17 protein-coding genes and 1 tRNA gene are annotated in these 15,410 nt (G+C 67.8%); 10 read left to right on the top strand and 8 right to left on the bottom strand.

Annotated features, from left to right (window positions below; all coding sequences use genetic code 11):
- Window positions 1-188 precede the first annotated feature (188 nt).
- Window positions 189-632, top strand: a complete 444-nt coding sequence (locus BCM27_RS02815) for a helix-turn-helix transcriptional regulator (RefSeq protein ID WP_004023356.1) — start codon at window positions 189-191, stop codon at window positions 630-632.
- A 66-nt stretch (window positions 633-698) separates the two neighbouring features.
- Here the strand turns inward: BCM27_RS02815 and BCM27_RS02820 are convergent, their stop codons facing one another.
- Entirely contained in the window at window positions 699-1,313 is a 615-nt protein-coding gene (locus BCM27_RS02820) for a lipocalin family protein (RefSeq protein WP_004023357.1), read from the bottom strand.
- 149 nt (window positions 1,314-1,462) lie between these two features.
- A complete protein-coding gene (locus BCM27_RS02825; RefSeq protein ID WP_004023358.1) occupies window positions 1,463-1,888 on the bottom strand; it encodes a DUF7144 family membrane protein in 426 nt (141 codons plus the stop codon).
- A 200-nt stretch (window positions 1,889-2,088) separates the two neighbouring features.
- Here BCM27_RS02825 and BCM27_RS02830 point away from each other — a divergent pair.
- Window positions 2,089-2,162: transfer RNA gene (locus tag BCM27_RS02830), tRNA-Pro, on the top strand.
- Window positions 2,163-2,239: 77 nt separating this feature from the next.
- On the opposite strand, the gene BCM27_RS02835 is transcribed toward BCM27_RS02830, so the two are convergent.
- The 4 genes from BCM27_RS02835 to BCM27_RS02850 form a co-directional block, all read right to left on the bottom strand.
- Window positions 2,240-2,434 carry a hypothetical protein gene (locus BCM27_RS02835; RefSeq protein WP_004022074.1) on the bottom strand — a complete coding sequence of 65 codons (195 nt, stop codon included), beginning with the start codon at window positions 2,432-2,434 and terminating at the stop codon, window positions 2,240-2,242.
- Window positions 2,431-3,156 carry a haloacid dehalogenase type II gene (locus tag BCM27_RS02840; RefSeq protein ID WP_033204517.1) on the bottom strand — a complete coding sequence of 242 codons (726 nt, stop codon included), beginning with the start codon at window positions 3,154-3,156 and terminating at the stop codon, window positions 2,431-2,433. The genes BCM27_RS02835 and BCM27_RS02840 overlap by 4 nt, the downstream gene beginning before the upstream one ends.
- Window positions 3,153-4,160 carry a metallophosphoesterase gene (locus BCM27_RS02845; RefSeq protein WP_004022076.1) on the bottom strand — a complete coding sequence of 336 codons (1,008 nt, stop codon included), beginning with the start codon at window positions 4,158-4,160 and terminating at the stop codon, window positions 3,153-3,155. Before BCM27_RS02845 ends, BCM27_RS02840 begins: the two co-directional genes overlap by 4 nt.
- An 83-nt stretch (window positions 4,161-4,243) precedes the next feature.
- Window positions 4,244-6,691, bottom strand: coding sequence for a penicillin-binding protein (locus BCM27_RS02850; protein WP_004022077.1), 2,448 nt, complete (start codon window positions 6,689-6,691; stop codon window positions 4,244-4,246).
- 312 nt (window positions 6,692-7,003) lie between these two features.
- Here BCM27_RS02850 and BCM27_RS02855 point away from each other — a divergent pair, with 312 nt between their 5' ends.
- Window positions 7,004-7,312: a WhiB family transcriptional regulator gene (locus BCM27_RS02855; RefSeq protein WP_004022078.1), complete on the top strand. Its 309-nt coding sequence runs from the start codon at window positions 7,004-7,006 to the stop codon at window positions 7,310-7,312.
- A 20-nt stretch (window positions 7,313-7,332) separates the two neighbouring features.
- On the opposite strand, the gene bagB is transcribed toward BCM27_RS02855, so the two are convergent.
- Both bagB and bagA read right to left on the bottom strand, forming a co-directional pair.
- Complete coding sequence (gene bagB, locus BCM27_RS02860) at window positions 7,333-8,427, bottom strand: ArsA family ATPase (RefSeq protein WP_004022079.1); 1,095 nt, start codon at window positions 8,425-8,427, stop codon at window positions 7,333-7,335.
- A complete protein-coding gene (bagA, locus tag BCM27_RS02865; RefSeq protein WP_004022080.1) occupies window positions 8,427-9,524 on the bottom strand; it encodes an ATPase BagA in 1,098 nt (365 codons plus the stop codon). Before bagA ends, bagB begins: the two co-directional genes overlap by 1 nt.
- Window positions 9,525-9,567: 43 nt before the next feature.
- On the opposite strand from bagA, the gene BCM27_RS25615 reads away from it, so the two are divergent.
- From BCM27_RS25615 to BCM27_RS02895, 7 genes are all read left to right on the top strand, one after another.
- Complete coding sequence (locus BCM27_RS25615; RefSeq protein ID WP_004022081.1) at window positions 9,568-9,732, top strand: Sp36 family protein; 165 nt, start codon at window positions 9,568-9,570, stop codon at window positions 9,730-9,732.
- A gap of 2 nt (window positions 9,733-9,734) precedes the next feature.
- Window positions 9,735-10,208 carry a RidA family protein gene (locus tag BCM27_RS02870; protein ID WP_004022082.1) on the top strand — a complete coding sequence of 158 codons (474 nt, stop codon included), beginning with the start codon at window positions 9,735-9,737 and terminating at the stop codon, window positions 10,206-10,208.
- An 8-nt stretch (window positions 10,209-10,216) separates the two neighbouring features.
- Window positions 10,217-10,978, top strand: a complete 762-nt coding sequence (locus tag BCM27_RS02875; RefSeq protein WP_004022083.1) for a TSUP family transporter — start codon at window positions 10,217-10,219, stop codon at window positions 10,976-10,978.
- Window positions 10,979-11,090: 112 nt separating this feature from the next.
- Entirely contained in the window at window positions 11,091-12,665 is a 1,575-nt protein-coding gene (locus BCM27_RS02880; protein ID WP_004022084.1) for an MFS transporter, read from the top strand.
- Window positions 12,662-13,897 carry an MFS transporter gene (locus BCM27_RS02885; protein WP_004022085.1) on the top strand — a complete coding sequence of 412 codons (1,236 nt, stop codon included), beginning with the start codon at window positions 12,662-12,664 and terminating at the stop codon, window positions 13,895-13,897. Before BCM27_RS02880 ends, BCM27_RS02885 begins: the two co-directional genes overlap by 4 nt.
- A gap of 40 nt (window positions 13,898-13,937) precedes the next feature.
- Window positions 13,938-14,174: a hypothetical protein gene (locus BCM27_RS02890; RefSeq protein ID WP_004022086.1), complete on the top strand. Its 237-nt coding sequence runs from the start codon at window positions 13,938-13,940 to the stop codon at window positions 14,172-14,174.
- Between the two features lie 77 nt (window positions 14,175-14,251).
- On the top strand, window positions 14,252-15,394 hold the full coding sequence (locus BCM27_RS02895; protein ID WP_004022087.1) for a flotillin family protein: 1,143 nt from the start codon (window positions 14,252-14,254) through the stop codon (window positions 15,392-15,394).
- The last annotated feature ends 16 nt before the right edge of the window (window positions 15,395-15,410 follow it).

Genomic DNA, 15,410 nt, shown 5'->3' on the forward strand with positions numbered 1-15,410 from the left:
CCGCCGGCCTCCAGAGTTGGACGTCTGACCCGGTCTGGCGCCGACCTGGCTCACGGAACCCGTCGTGGCGCAGCACGATCCCGGGACCAGAATCCTTGAAAGTGGGACCAAAGGCCCAAGACCGGCGACGTGAGCGTCGATAAGCTCGTGTATCGGGTGGGAGCAGTCTTCGTGTGGAAGGAACCCAGGTGACCGCAATCCTCAATGGTCGGGACGTGCAGTCGATACGCGTAGTGCCGGAATCGAATTCGGGTGCTCCGCGGTCGGATATGCGGACGAGTGAGCGGTACTTGCGCGCCGCGGTCACCGACCTCATCGAGCGCAACTTCCGTGATCCCGACTTCAGCGTCGAGATCGTCGCCCGGCACCTGCACGTGAGTCGCCGGCACCTCTACCGGGTCCTCGCCGGCGGCACCACCTCGCTCGCGGAGATGATCGCCGACCGCCGCCTGGAATGGGCCCAGGGATTGCTCATGGGTCCGGGCAATCTGAAACTCGAGGCCATCGCGCACGCGTCCGGCTTCGCCTCGACGGCGACGATGCGCAACCGCTTCCGGTCGAAGTTCGGGTGCACGCCCGACGAGTTCCGCCGCACCGCGCCGATACCCGGGCCGGACGCCGAGGCAAGCTGAAAAAGCTCCGGCGCAAACACTTTCGTGCCTGCGCCGGAGTCTGTGGTCATCGTCTGACGGTGGCCGTCACACCGTGCACAAGGGCGAGTAGTCGCTGCGTCCGCCGGTGGTCGGAGACACCAGGAAGGTGCACGGGTTGTACCCGACCTTCTCGATCTCCTTGGTCAATCGACGCAGCTCCGAGTTGGGGACCACCTTGTCGCGGGAGAGCAGAAATCCCGATCCCCGGGTGGGATCACCGACGATCGCATACCGGTAGGGGCCGGTCGGGTTCGGGCCGTCCTCGAGATAGGCGACGATGTAGTTGGGCGCGCCGCCGGGGTTGATGCTGCCCGGGGTCTGCGGGAAGCGAACGCTCAGTTGCGCATTGGTCTGCGGGTCGACGACGGTCGCGCGCCCGACGACGCCTCCGCGCATGCCGGTGGGGCCGGTGCACTGGTTGTCGACGCCGATCGTCGTGGCGTCGATGTAGGTGTAGGTCGCGCTGGTGTCCCGGGCGCAGGTGACGCCGAAGAACGACGGCACTGTCGCCAGCTGCCACCACTTACCGAGGTAACGGTCCACCTCGACCTTCGCCACGGGGGCCAGCGGCGCCGCTTGCGCCGGGCCGGCTCCGGCTGCGAAGCCGACGCTGAGGACTACGCCTGCGACAAGGGCTGCAAGGGACCGGGTGATGCGCATGGTGTTCCTTTCGGGCGAAACGTCGTCGCGCGGCTCTCGAGGTGGAGCAGCGTCACCAGACGATTCGGACCGGATGCGCGTCGTGGATTGGTCGGTCCCCGCAGCCCTCGTCTCAGCGAAGTGTTCTCACTGCGTCAGTGGCCGGTCGGTCACAGGTTGTATTCGTTGGTGGGATTCCAGGTGGAGACGGCCCAGATCACGATCAGATCCAGGACGATGATCAGGATGGCCCACGCGGGGTAGTAGGGCAGCCACAGGAACTGCGCGATGATCGACAGCGACGCGATGATGATCGCGGAGATGCGCGCCCAGTCGGCGCCCACGGCGAGGCCACCGGCGACCAGGACCCCGACGATGCCGAGGATCAGGTGGATCCAGCCCCAGGTGGTGAGGTCGAACTGCCAGATGTACTGGGGTCCGGCGACGAACAGTTCATCGTTGGCGATGGCTGAGATGCCCTGGAAGATCGAGACCAAGCCGGCTACGAAGAGCAGCGCGGCGGCTACGATCGCGATCCCGAATGCGAAACCCTGCTTGGCAGACGAGTTGGCCTGCTGATCCGGGGAAGCGCTCATGGTTGGCGTGTCCTTTCAGTGGTTGTACGCCGACTCCCTGGTCCCGACCGACGGCGCGGCGGCACTGGTACGGATGGACCACAACAAGAATGAGGTGCGGGAGGCACTTTCGCACAGCATTTGAGCCAGACCGGGCACATCTTTGACCAGGCGATTTAGTACTCGACCACAGTGGGGTATAAGCTATCGCAGGCTACACACGGGGTGTGGCGCAGCTTGGTAGCGCGCTTCGTTCGGGACGAAGAGGTCGTGGGTTCGAATCCCGCCACCCCGACGCAAGGTTGAGATTGCAGACGAGACCCTGACCGGAGACATCCGGTCGGGGTCTCCTCGTTTCTGCAGGTCGCCGGGTCACTCCGGCTCGTCCTCCGAGGAGAGCCGACCACCGATGTGGGCCAGAATGATCGGGTCGTCGGTGAGGACGCGGTCGACTTCCTCGCCACCGTCGCAGCGGAGCAGACCCAGCGTCACCCCGGCCGGTCCGTGGTGGACCACCCGCCACGACGCCCCGGAGTCCTCCCAGCGCAGCAGGTCCTCGAGGGTCATCCGGGCGCGACGCTCTCGGCGCGGCTCAGCTGACGCGCGAGGTCGAGCAGATCCGTGGCGTGGTAGTCGTTGTCCGGCGAACCGGAGTCGTCTTTCTCGTCCCCGCCCCACTCGTCGGGCCGCTCGATGAACGCCGTCCGCAGTCCGAAGGACCGGGCGGCGTCGAGATCGCTCTGGTGGGTTGCCACCATCATCACCTCGGCTGGTTCGACCTCGAGGAGATCGGCCAGCCCGCAATAGGTCTCGCGCGCCGGCTTGTAGTGCCGCCAGAGGTCGGAACCACCGACGACGTCCCAGGGGAATCCGTTGTGCCGGGCCATGTCGGTGAGCAGGGCGACGGTCCCGTTGCTCAGCGCGCAGATGATGTGATCGCGTTTGAGGCGCCGGAGGCCGTCGGCGGCGTCCGGCCAGCCGGGGATCGTCCGCCAGGCACGGACAAGAGAGCGGGCCTGCGCGCCGTCGAGCGACACGTCGTGCAGCGCGGCGACCTCCTGCAGGGTCTCGGTCTGCAGATCGTCGAGGCGGCGCCACGGCAGCTCGCCGGATTCGACGCGAGCCAGGATCGGCGAATACCGGCGCCGCCAGTCCTTGGCGAACGACGCGGCGTCGACACCCGGGACGGTCTCGCGGACGGAGTCGGAGATGCCGGTGAACCAGTCGGTGACCGTCCCGAAGGTGTCGAAAGCGAGGACCTTCACACGGGGATGAAGGTCAGCGCTCACATGGTCTCCCGGGCCAGCTGCGGCAGCGACTGGTCGGCGTCGTAGTCGGCGTCGCCGTGGGACACGGGCGTGAGGGTGAGAAGGCTGGCCTCCGGACGGCAGCAGAAGCGTGCCGGAGCGTACGGCGAGGTACCCAGGCCGGCGCTCACGTGCAGTTTCATCGAGGAGCCCCAGCTCGACGGGCCCTTCACCCGGGACCGATCGAGCTGGCAGTTCGTCACCAGCGCGCCGAAGTACGGCAGACAGAGCTGCCCACCGTGCGTGTGACCGGCCATGACCAGGTCATAACCGTCGGCGGCGAACCGGTCGAGGACCCGCGGCTCGGGCGAGTGGGTCAGACCGAGCCGCAGATGGGCCAGTGGGTTGGGGCGTCCGGCGATCGTCTCGTAGCGGTCCCGCTCGATGTGTGGATCGTCGACGCCGGCCGCGACGACCCGTACGCCGCTGACCTCGAGTTCGCGGACGGTGTGCGTCGCGTCGAGCCATCCACGTTCGGTGAACGCGGCCCGCAGGTCCTGCCACGGCAGCGGCTCGCCCTGCGTGCGCTGGTGGTCTTTCTTGAAGTACTTGAGTGGGTTCTTGGGCTTGGGGCCGAAGTAGTCGTTGGACCCGAACACGAACAGGCCGGGCCGCGACAGCAGGCCGCCGAGCGCCTGGATCACCGACGGGACCGCCTGCGGGTGCGCGAGATTGTCTCCGGTGTTGACGACGAGGTCCGGTTCGAGCGCCTCGAGCTCGGCGATCCACGCCTGCTTCAGCCGCTGGCCGGGCATCATGTGCAGATCGCTGATGTGCAGGACCCGCAGCGGGGAGGCGCCGGGTTCGAGGACCGACAGCGTCGTGTGTCGCAGCGCGAATGCGTTGCGCTCGATCACCGTCGAGTAGAACAGCCCGGCCGCGGCGAGTCCCGCGGCGCCGGCCAGAGCGCGGACGGGTACCCCGGAACCGGACGGACCGAGGCGGGGGATGCCGAGGCGTGCGATGTCGAGTTCGGAGTGCTGCATCCCCCCAGGATACGCATCCCGCGCGCCGGTTCCGCCCCCGTTTCCCTGGCGGCGCGGGCGGGTCGTCGACCGTCCGATCGCGATCAGCCCGGGAGCTGGATCACCACCGGACCGACGCCGGGCACGACGACCGTCGTCTCGGTGGGACCACCGTCGTCGCCACCGGCACGGCGGCCGTTGCTGACGTAGATAGTCACGGTGCTGCCGGGCATGGCCGAGTCGGACGGCGCGGTGAAGACCACGGTGCCCTGCGGACGTCCGCTGTCGACGTCGAGTTCGCTGACCTTGAATCCGGCGCCCTGCAAACGGGACGTGGCCTCGCTCGCGGGGAGGCCGCTGACCTGCGGGATGCGCCCTCGATCGCTCCCGTTCCAGTACTCCCGATCGACCGGGGGCAGGTTGACGGGACCGAACTTCGTGGCCACCGGCCGGACGGCCTGGAACCACGTCCGGGCCGGTTCCATGCCGCCATAGAGATCGCCGTCGTAGCAGGACCGCAGCGGGCTGCTGCACACGCCCTGCGGGTTGGGGCCGTCGCTGTAGACGTAGGCGGCACCGGCGATCTGGTTGGTGAAGCCCACGAAGGCCGACGAGCGGTGCGCCTCGGTGGTACCGGTCTTGCCCGACATCGGCAGGGTCCAGCCCGCCGAGCCGGCCGCACCGGCCGCGGTGCCGCCGCCCACGTCGTCCTTGCTCATCGCGTTGGCGAGGGTGTGTGCAAGTCCCTCGTCCACGACCTGCTCACACGGGGGCGGCGTGAACGGAACCGCGGTCAGGGCGCGCTGGCCGTCCGGTCCGATGACCGGGTTGCCGTACTGGTCCCGCTTGATCCGGCTGATCGCCTTGATCGGGTTCGGCGGGCACCACGTGCCGCCCGACGCGATGGTCGCAGCGACATTGGCGAGCTCGAGACCGTTGAGCGGCAGGGGGCCGAGGGTGAAGGAGCCGAAGTTCCCGTCCTTGACGTACTGGGCCATGCTCTTCTCGCCGTAACCCGACGATCCGGGGATGGTGTACGAGCGCAGGCCCAGCCGAACGGCCATGTCGACCGCGGGCTTGACGCCGACCTGCTGGAGCAGCTTCACGAACGCGGTGTTCGGCGACTGCGCCAGGGCGTTGGTCACCGACATCGAGGCCGGATACCGGCCGTCGTTCTTGACGCAGTAGGCGTTGACGGGACATCCGTTGGCCCCACCGCTGTTGCCCATGCCCTCCACGGCGATGGAGCCGGGGACGGGGATGTTGGATCCCGCGCCGAGACCCTTCTCCATCGCGGCGGCGACGGTGAAGATCTTGAACACCGAGCCGGCGCCGTCGCCGACCATCGAGAACGGCTGGGGTTGCATCGTCTCGCCGGCGCCGAGGTCGAGGCCGTAATCGCGGCTCGACGCCATCGACAGCACGTCGTGCGACTTCTTGCCGGGGCGCAGCGTGCTCATCACGTCGGCGACACCGTCGGCGGTCGGGCTGGCCTGTGCCTTGACCGCCCGCACGGTGGAACGCTGGACCTCGGGGTCGAGCGTGGTCTGGATGATGTAGCCGCCGCGCAGGACCGAGTTGCGGGACATGCCGTTCTCGGCCAGGAACTGCAGGGCGTAGTCGCAGAAGAAGCCGTTGTTGTCCGCCGCGATGCATCCCTGCGTCGGGGTCTGCGGACGCGGCAGCACGCCGAGCGGCTTCTCCTTGGCCGCGATCAGCTCGTCACGCCGTTCCGGGAAGTTCTCGATCATCGTGTCCAGCACGACGTTCCGGCGGGCGAGGGAGGCCTCGGGGTTGGAGTACGGGTTCAGCGCGGAGCTGGACTGGACCATGCCGGCGAGCAGCGCGGCCTGCTCGACCCTGAGGTCCTTGGCGGGGATGCCGAAGTAGGTCTGCGCGGCGGCCTCGATGCCGTAGGCGTTGTTGCCGAACGGCACCACGTTCAGGTACCGGGTGACGATCTGCTTCTTCGCCTCCTGCTTGGCAGCGGCGTCGTCGAGTCCCTTGTCGCGCTTGGCCTGATCGATGAGGGTCTGCTCGAGGGTCAGCGCCATCCGCACCTCGCGGAGCTTGCGCGCGGGCGTGGTCTCCACTGCGGCCTGGCGATCGGCCTCGGTCCGGGCGAGCACGAGGAGCTGGTAGTTCTTGATGTACTGCTGATCGAGGGTCGACGCACCCTGCTGGACCTCGCCCGACGACGAGTTCTTCAGAGCGGCACGGATGGTGCCCTTCCAGTCGACGCCGTCGTGTTCGAGGAACCGTCGGTCCTCGACCGAGATGATCGCGCGGATCATGTCGGGCGAGATGTCGTTGTAGCCCACCTGATAGCGGTACTGGTCGAACAGCACCGCGATCGGCTTCCCGTCGACATCGGTCATCGTGGTGACCTCTGGCAACGTGCCGTTGAGGAGTTCGGAGGAGACGTTCTCGACCGCGGCCGCCGCTCGGTTGGAGACGACCCCGATTCCGCTGGCCACGGGATAGAGCAGACCGGCGACGAGAACTCCGGCCAGCAGGCTCGCCCACGCCAGCGACCACAGTTTCTTCGACATCACCCCGACAGGATACGTGCGTTCCTCCCGAACACCTCCCTGCACTCGCCCGCGGCGACGGCGACGACCGGCTCGACCGGCGTTCCCGGGGCGGCGGGGTCCGTCCGCGCGACAGGGTGATCGCCGACCGTCCGAACAGATGAGTTTGCACGGTTGTCCCACTTTGTTGCTTCCAGGGGTTGCGCCCCCCAGCACAGATCCCTAGATTGAGTGCAGAATGTGACTCACTTAACAGTTCGCTGCAAATGTGGCTTGAGCAGCGAGGTTGAGACGTTCTCGCAGCTACGCAGATACGACAGGTAGGGGTGGCGGATGGCGACAGCGGCAGTTTCCAACGAAGAGGATCGCTTGGCGTGGGTTGCTCAGGCGCGGTGTAGAGGGGGAGACCCCGACGATCTGTTCGTGCGAGGCGCGGCCCAGCGCAAAGCCGCCACGATCTGCCGCCACTGCCCGGTGCAGCTCGAATGCGGCGCCGACGCGCTCGACAACCGTGTCGAGTTCGGCGTGTGGGGCGGATTGACCGAACGCCAGCGCCGTGCACTCCTCCGCCAGCACCCCGAGGTCACATCCTGGTCGGCGTTCTTCGCCGCGCAGCGTCGGCGCCACCGCGACGCGGTCTGAACTCAGGGGGGGAGCAGTGATCAGCCGCGGCCGGTGATCTGCTCGGCCACCGCCCGCAGTGCGGTCACGTCCGCGACCTCGAACGGCAGCGCCGGCACCCCGACGATCGGTACCCGCGGATGCGACGCCGTGAATCGTTGCAGCAGATGGAGTTCGCGTTTCCCCGTGGCCGCTCGATCGGCGTGAATCCGGAGGACTCCCCGGGTGAGGTCGTCGGTCACCGAGTCGAGGGCGACCAACGCGGCCTCCTCGTGGATCGACGTCAGGTTCGGATGGGTTCGGTTGAGGATCAACCCGGCGAGCGGCATCGACTCCTCGGACAGGCGGTCGACGAAGAACGCGGCCTCCCGCAGGGCGTCGGCCTCCGCGGCGGCGACGACCGCGAACTGGGTGCCCGGCTGCTTGAGCAGGGCGTAGGTCTTCGCGGCACGGTCCTGGAAGCCGCCGAACATCGAGTCCAGCGACTGCACGAACATCGCGACGTCGCGGAGCATGTCGCCGCCGATGATCGTCGCGACACCGCGCATGGCCAGGCTCATCGCGCCGGTGACCATGCGGCCGACCCCGCGGCCGCCGCCGACCAGCACCTTCATCAGGCGGCCGGAGAGAAACGAACCCAGCCGCTGCGGCGCGTCGAGGAAGTCGAGTGCGTTCCGCGACGGCGGGGTGTCGACGACGATCAGATCCCAGTGGTCCTGTTCCAGCAGCTTTCCGAGCTTCTCCATCGCCATGTACTCCTGCGTGCCGGAGAACGACGAGGCCACGGTCTGATAGAAGGCGTTCTCCATGATCGCCTCGGCCCGCTCGGGGGAGGAGTACTCGAGCACCATCTCGTCGAAGGTGCGTCGCATGTCGAGCATCATCGCGTCGAGCGTGCCCTTGCCGTCGATCGCCACCGGTTGCGGATCGTTGGTGAGTTCGGACATCCCGAGGGACTGGGCCAGACGCTTGGCCGGGTCGATCGTCAGCACGGCCACGGTCCGGCCCTGCTCGGCGGCGTACATGGCCATCGCGGCCGCGGTGGTCGTCTTGCCGACTCCGCCCGCGCCGCAACAGATCACGACGCGCGTCGACGGATCGGTGAGCACCGAGCCCATCTTGAGGTCGAGTGGCATCACGCACCCGCTTTCTGGAGGAGGTTGGCCAGCTCGTAGATGGATCCCAGGTCGACGCCGTCGCCGAGGGACGGGAGTTCGAGCGTCGGCAATTCGACCTCGTCGAGCTGCGCCTTGGCGATCTGCTGCGCCTGCAGCCGGGTCGCGTGCTCGATGGTCTCGGTGAGCAGGCCGGCCAGATCCCCGTCGGCGAGCTTGAGTCCAGCCGCGGTCAGGCTGTCCTCCACTCGCCCCGCGTCGATCCGGCCCTCGGCGATCTCGTCGATCACGTCGGCGGGAAGATGGGGCGCGCTCACGCGGTTGATGACGAGGCTGCCCAGAGTGAGGTTCTTGCCCCGGAGTTCGTCGATGGCCTCGATGGTCTCCTGGATCGGCATCGCCTCGAGGAGCGTCACGAGGTGGATGATCGTCTCCTCGGAATGCAGGAGCCGGACCACGCCTTCGCTCTGGTTGCGGATCGGGCCGGTCTTGGCGAGATCGGCCATCGCTTGCGTGACGTCGAGGAAATTCCCGATGCGTCCGGTCGGCGGGGCATCCACGACCACCGCGTCGTACACACGGTTGCCCTGCTTGTCGGTGTGGATGATCCGCTCTTTGATCTTGCCGGTGAGCAACACGTCGCGAAGGCCGGGAGCGACGGTCGTGACGAAGTCGATGGCACCGATCCGCTTCATCGCGCGGCCGGCGAAGCCGAGGTTGTAGAACATGTCGAGGTACTCGAGCAGGGCATGCTCGATGTCGATGGCCAGCGCGGACACCTCGCCGCCGCCCTCGGCCGTCGCGATGCGGGTGTCGGTCGGCGGCAACGGCGGGATGTCGAAGACCTGCGCGATGCCCTGGCGTCCCTCGGTCTCGACGAGGAGGACCTTCTTGCCGTCGGCGGCCAGCGCCAGCGCCAGCGCGGCCGCGACCGTGGTCTTGCCGGTGCCGCCTTTGCCGGACACGAAGTGCAGGCGGGCGCGGGCGGCGGCCGCAGGCCACTCGTTCCCACCCGCGACGGACGAAGCGTCTGTCGCACCGCTGCCGGAAGCGTCGTCTGTCACGCCGGAATCGAGCGACTCACCCGACCCGGATCGCGAGCCCTGTTCATTGGCCACGGCAACACCTTATCCATTCACCGTCGCCAGATAGGGTGAGTCCATGAGTGAAGTGACCGCGTGGGAATACGTGACCGTGCCGCTGCTGACGCACGCCACGAAGCAGATCCTCGATCAGTGGGGCGCCGATGGCTGGGAACTGGTTTCGGTTCTGCCCGGTCCGACCGGCGAGCAGCACGTGGCGTACCTGAAGCGACCGAAGGGCTGACCATGGTGACCACGTGGACCGATCGTCTCGTCGAGCTGGGCATCGAGCTCCCGTCCGTGGTGCCGCCGGTGGCGAGCTACACCCCGGCGGTGCGCACCGGCAACCTCGTCTACACCTCGGGTCAGCTGCCCGTCGTCGACGGCGAGCTGTCGGCGCGGGGCAAGGTCCACGAGGGCGCCGAAGGCATCGTTCAACCGGAGGATGCGACTGCGGCAGCCCGGGTCTGCGCGCTCAACGCACTGGCGGCGATCGATGCCCTGGTCGGGATCGACTCGATCGTGCGGGTGATCAAGGTCGTCGGGTTCGTCGCGTCCGCCCCCGGTTTCACCGGTCAGCCCGGCGTGATCAACGGGGCCTCGGATGTCCTCGGCGAGATCTTCGGTGACGCCGGGGTGCACGCCCGCTCTGCCGTCGGTGTCGCGGAGCTGCCGCTCGGTGCGTGCGTCGAGGTGGAACTGATCGTCGAAGTGGCCTGACGTCCGCCTTGGACGTCGCACTCCTGATCGCCGCGGCCGCCGCGGCGGGCTGGGTCGACGCCGTGGTCGGCGGCGGTGGACTCGTCCTGATCCCGGCGATGTTGATCGTTCAACCGGGGTTGCCCACCGCGACGGCCCTGGGGACCAACAAACTCGCCGCGGTGTTCGGCACCGCGTCGGCGGCATGGCGCTACACGCGTCATGTTCGGATCGATCTTCGTCGGCTGATCCCGGTTTTCGTCGCGGCGCTGTTCTTCTCGGCGCTCGGTGCAACGGTGGCCGTGGCGCTGCCCACCGAGATCTTCACGCCGATCGTGCTGGTGATGCTGGTGTGCGTCGGACTGTTCGTCGCGCTCAACCCGGGCTTCGGCGGTGACGCGTCGGCGGGCGCGCGCTCGCGCGTGTCGACGATCGCCGGTCTCCTGGTGGCCGGCGTCGTCGTCGCCTTCTACGACGGGGTGATGGGACCGGGGACCGGGACGTTCCTGATCATCAGCCTGACCGCGCTGGTCGGCACCAGCTTTCTGGAGAGCTCGGCGATGGCGAAGGTCGTCAACACCGGCACCAACCTCGGTGCGCTCACGGTATTCGGCCTCCAAGGAAATGTCTTGTGGCTCTTGGGGTTGGGGTTGGCCGTCGCCAACGTCATCGGCGCCCAGATCGGATCCCACATGGCGATCGGACGGGGTAGTTCGTTCGTGCGGTGGGTCCTGCTGGCCATTGTCGTGGTGATGGTGGGGAAGCTCGGGTACGACCTCATCGCGGGGTGAACGCCGCCGGGCGTCGCAACAGGCGGGTGGAACGGCTCCGGCCGATCTATGCTCTCCTCGTCGAGCCCGCGGCGGACGGGCCGTGACGCGGCTGTCGTGGAGGCGGTGCACCATGGGCGATTCGGCGACTTCGGAAACCGCGGCTCCGCTGTCGGGCAAGCAGCGGGTGCTCGCGCTGCTGCTCGCGATGGCGATGTTCGTTCTGGTCGTGGACACCTCGTTCATGAACGTGTCGATCTCGGCGGTGGTTCGCGATCTCGACACGACCGTGAGTGGGGTGCAGTCGGCGATCGCCCTGGAGGCTCTGGTGTCCGCGGCGTTCATCCTGATCGGGGGCAAGGTCGGCGATCTGATCGGCCGGCGGCGGGCGTACGTCATCGGATTGCTGGCCTACGCCGTCGGCGCATCCGCCATGGCCCTCGCGCAGGGACTCACGACGATCGTCGTCTTCTGGGCGATCATCGGTGGGATCGGGGCGTCGCTCCTCCTTCCCGCGATGCAGTCGCTGGTACACGGCAATTTCCAGGGCGACGATCAGAAGCGGGTGTATGCCCTCGTGGGCGCCGCGGCGGCGATCGCGGCTGCGGTCGGCCCGCTGTTGGGCGGATTCATCACGACGTACCTCTCGTGGCGCCTGGCCTTCGTCGCCGAAGTCGTCATCATCGCAATCGTGTTGTGTGGAATCGGTTTGGTCCGCGATGTCGCGTACACCGGGCCGCGCGGAGTCGACCCGATCGGAGCGCTGCTGTCGGTGCTGGGGATGGGCGGGATCGTCTTGGGGATCCTCGTCTGGCAGGAGGGCGGTGAGGCGGTTGGCATCCTGCTCGTGGTCGGAGCCGCGGGTCTGGTCGGCCTCACCTGGTGGTTGATTCGCCGGCGCCGCGCCGGCCGACCCACTCTCCTGGACCCGGATCTGTTCCGCTCGAGGCCTTTTCGTCTGGGCGTCAGCCAGCAGCTACTCCAGCAGATCGCACTCGGCGGCATCATGATCTCGCTGCCGATCTATCTCCAGATGGTCCTCGAGTACGACGCCATGGAAGCCGGGCTGTCACTGGCACCCCTGTCGCTCAGCATGTTCGTGGTCGCGTTGCTCGCCGGGCGGCGGACGCACACCCGGCCCCCGTCGGCGATCGTGCTCGCCGGTTTCGGGCTGCTCACGCTCGGTGTCGCCGTCCTCCTCTCGATCGTGCCGCGGGCGGATTTCGGTTGGGGTCTGATCGTGCCGCTGATCGTGGCGGGTGCCGGTCTGGGACTGCTCGTCTCGCAGCTGAACGACTACACGCTGGGGCCGATCAGCGACGAACGCGTGAGCGAGGCCGCCGGGACGAACTCTGCGGCCGGTTCGTTCGGATTGTCCTTCGGGCTGGCGAGCGCAGGCGCGATCCTGCTGGCGTCGCTCGCCTTCGGATTCGTCCGCGAGGCGGAGTCCAGTGAGGTTCTGGCACCCGCGGAACAGCAACAGGTGGCTCGAGTACTCGACGACGATGCGCAGGTGATGAGCAACACGCAGCTGACCGAGTTGCTGGCCGGTCAGCCCGCGGACGTTCGCGACGAGATCATCCGCATCAACACCGAGGTGCGGCCGGTCGCGCTCCAGGTGGCACTTCTGATCCCGTTGGCCGCGGGCGTGCTCGGCACGGTCAACGCGCTGCGGATGAGAAGCGGGGCGGGTCGGCGGCGATCATGAGTTCGCTTGTCGCCCTGCAACGGCGAACCGTCGTGCTGCTCTGTGTGGCCCAAGTCCTCTGCGGGTTGTCGATGGGTGGGGCGCTGGCGCTCGGCGCGATCCTCGGTGAGGAACTGTCGGGGACGGACTCGCTGGCCGGTCTGCCGACCACTGTGGTCACTCTCGGTGCGGCCGCCGCGGGGCTCCCGCTGGCGTCCCTGGCAGCCGGGCGCGGTCGTCGTCCCGCTCTGACCACCGGTCTGCTGATCGCCGGAATCGGGACCCTGACCGTGGCGGTGGCGGTCGACCACGGTTGGTTCGTGCTGATGCTCATCGGCATGGCCGGACTGGGGTCGGGCAGCGCGGTGAGTCTGCAGGCGCGGTTCGCCGCGACCGACCTGTCGTCGCCGGGAACCCGTGGGCGCGATCTCTCACTCGTGGTGTGGACGACGATGGTCGGCGCGGTGATCGGACCCGCGGTCGTCCCGTTCGGTGCGACCGTCGCGGGGTGGTTCGCGATGACCGAGCTGTCGGGTCCGTTCCTCGTCGGCGCCGCGGGGTGTTTCGGCGCCGCCGCCGTGCTCTTCGTCGGGTTGCGTCCCGACCCCCTCGTCGTGGCGATCGGCGAGACCGGTGGACCGCGTGCCAGAGTGTCGCTGGCCGAGGGGTTCTCGGCGATCGTGCACACACCGCCGGCCCGCGCGGCGATGGCTGCGGTGGTGTCGGCGCATGCGGTCATGGTCGGGGTCATGGCGCTGACGCCGGTCCATATGCATCACGGCGGCGCCTCGGTGACCCTAATCGGTCTGTCGATCAGCGCGCACATCGCCGGGATGTACGCGCTCGCACCGGTGATGGGACTGCTTTCGGATCGGGCGGGGCGAGTCCCGGTCATCCTCGGCGGTCAGGCGGTACTCGTCGTCAGTTGCGTCGTCGGGTTCGCTTTCGCGGAGTCGCAGACCGGCCTCGTCGTGGCCCTGGTCCTGCTCGGCATCGGATGGTCGGCGTCTACGGTCGCAGCGTCGACGTTGCTCACCGACAGTGTGGACACCGCACGACGTGCACCGGCGCAGGGCGTTTCGGATACCTCGATGAGTCTCGCCGGAGCGGCCGCGGGCGCGCTCGCCGGGATCGTCGTCGGTGCCTTCGGTTATCCGGCGCTGGTTCTCGGTGCCGCGGTGATCGCGGTGGTGACCGCGGCCTACGTCGTGCTCGACGGTGTCCGCGACCGGCGTCGGACCGTGATGGCCTAGGGTTCGACACACTGCTCGGGAACACAGGGGAGGCCGTCGGATGACAGCGTCGCAACTCGTCGGGCGTACCGGAACGGTGACGATGTCGATACCGGGCGGTGAGGTTCTCGGGGAGATCGAGTTGCCGTTGGCAGGCGGAACCGAGAGGTTCCTGGCACGCGCCGTCGAACCGATCGGGTTCGACGCGCCCGTACTGGTGATCGCCGAACGGCCCGGCCGAATCGTCGACGTCGAACCGTGGATGCCGGTCCCGGGCACGGCGGATCGAACCATGTGAACAACCGATCGTCGAAACGGCCCGGATACGGCAGGATCTGACGTCGACACCTACCGCCTGCCTCTCGAGGAGAGACCATGCTCGGCTACTACGTTCCCGAACCCGACGAGGCGATGCTGATCTCCGGCGCCAAGTCCGACTTCGACGATGCGCCGTTCGTCGTGGTGGTGGGGCACGGCAAATGGGTCATGCCCTTCTTCCGGAAGGTCCGTTTCCTGTCGATGGCATTGCACGAGGCGACGATTCGCGAGGTGTGCGTGACGACGCAGGGCATCCAGCTGAACGTGCGGGCGGTCATCGCCCACAAGGTCGGCAACGACGTGGCGTCGATCGTGAATGCCGGACAACGGTTCATCTCCGAGCAGGAGAACGAGATGAACCAGCTGACCGGACAGATCTTCTCGGGCCATCTGCGGTCCATCGTGGGCTCGATGACCGTCGAACAGATCATCCGCGAACGCGACACCCTGGCCCGTCAGGTGCTCGATGCCTCGAAGCGCGAGATGGGATCGATCGGCCTGGTCGTCGACTCGTTCCAGATCCAGTCGATCGACGACATGGACTCCGGTTACATCAATGCGCTGGCCGCTCCCAACATCGCCAAGGTGCAGCGCGAGGCTGCCGTCGAACGGGCTCGCGCAGACCAGGAGTCGGCCAAGGCGCAGCAGGAGTCGCTGCGCAATCAGGCCGATTACGAGCGGGAGACGGCGATCAAGCGGGCCGCGATCAAGGCCGAGACCGACAAGGCCAATGCCGAAGCCGCCCAGGCCGGTCCACTCGCGCAAGCCCGCGTCAACCAGGAGGTCATCCGTGAACAGTCCGTGCTCGCGCAGGCGCAGGCCGAACTCCGTGAGCAGGAACTGATCTCGGAGGTCGTGAAACCGGCCGAGGCCGAGGCGCTGCGCCGCCAGATCATCGCCGAGGCGGAGGCCAAGGCGGTCGAGATCCAGTCGGCGGCCGCCGCGCAGCACAATCGGATCGCCCTCGACCAGCAGCTCATCGAGGCCCTGCCCACGCTCGTCGGCGAGGTCGCCAAGGGGCTCAGCACCGCGAATCTCACCGTGTACAACGGCGCCGAAGGGGTCAACGGGATCATGACCGGTGTGATCACCCAGGGTGCCGCGCTCCTGCGGAGTCTGCAGGATCAGGTGGCGCCGACGTTGGTCGACGGATCCGCCGACGAGCATCACGTGAACGGCACCCCGGTCCGCGAGAACTGATCGGGCCGTTCGGCTC

Origin of the sequence: Gordonia terrae, assembly GCF_001698225.1 — a bacterium.
GTDB lineage: Bacteria > Actinomycetota > Actinomycetes > Mycobacteriales > Mycobacteriaceae > Gordonia > Gordonia terrae.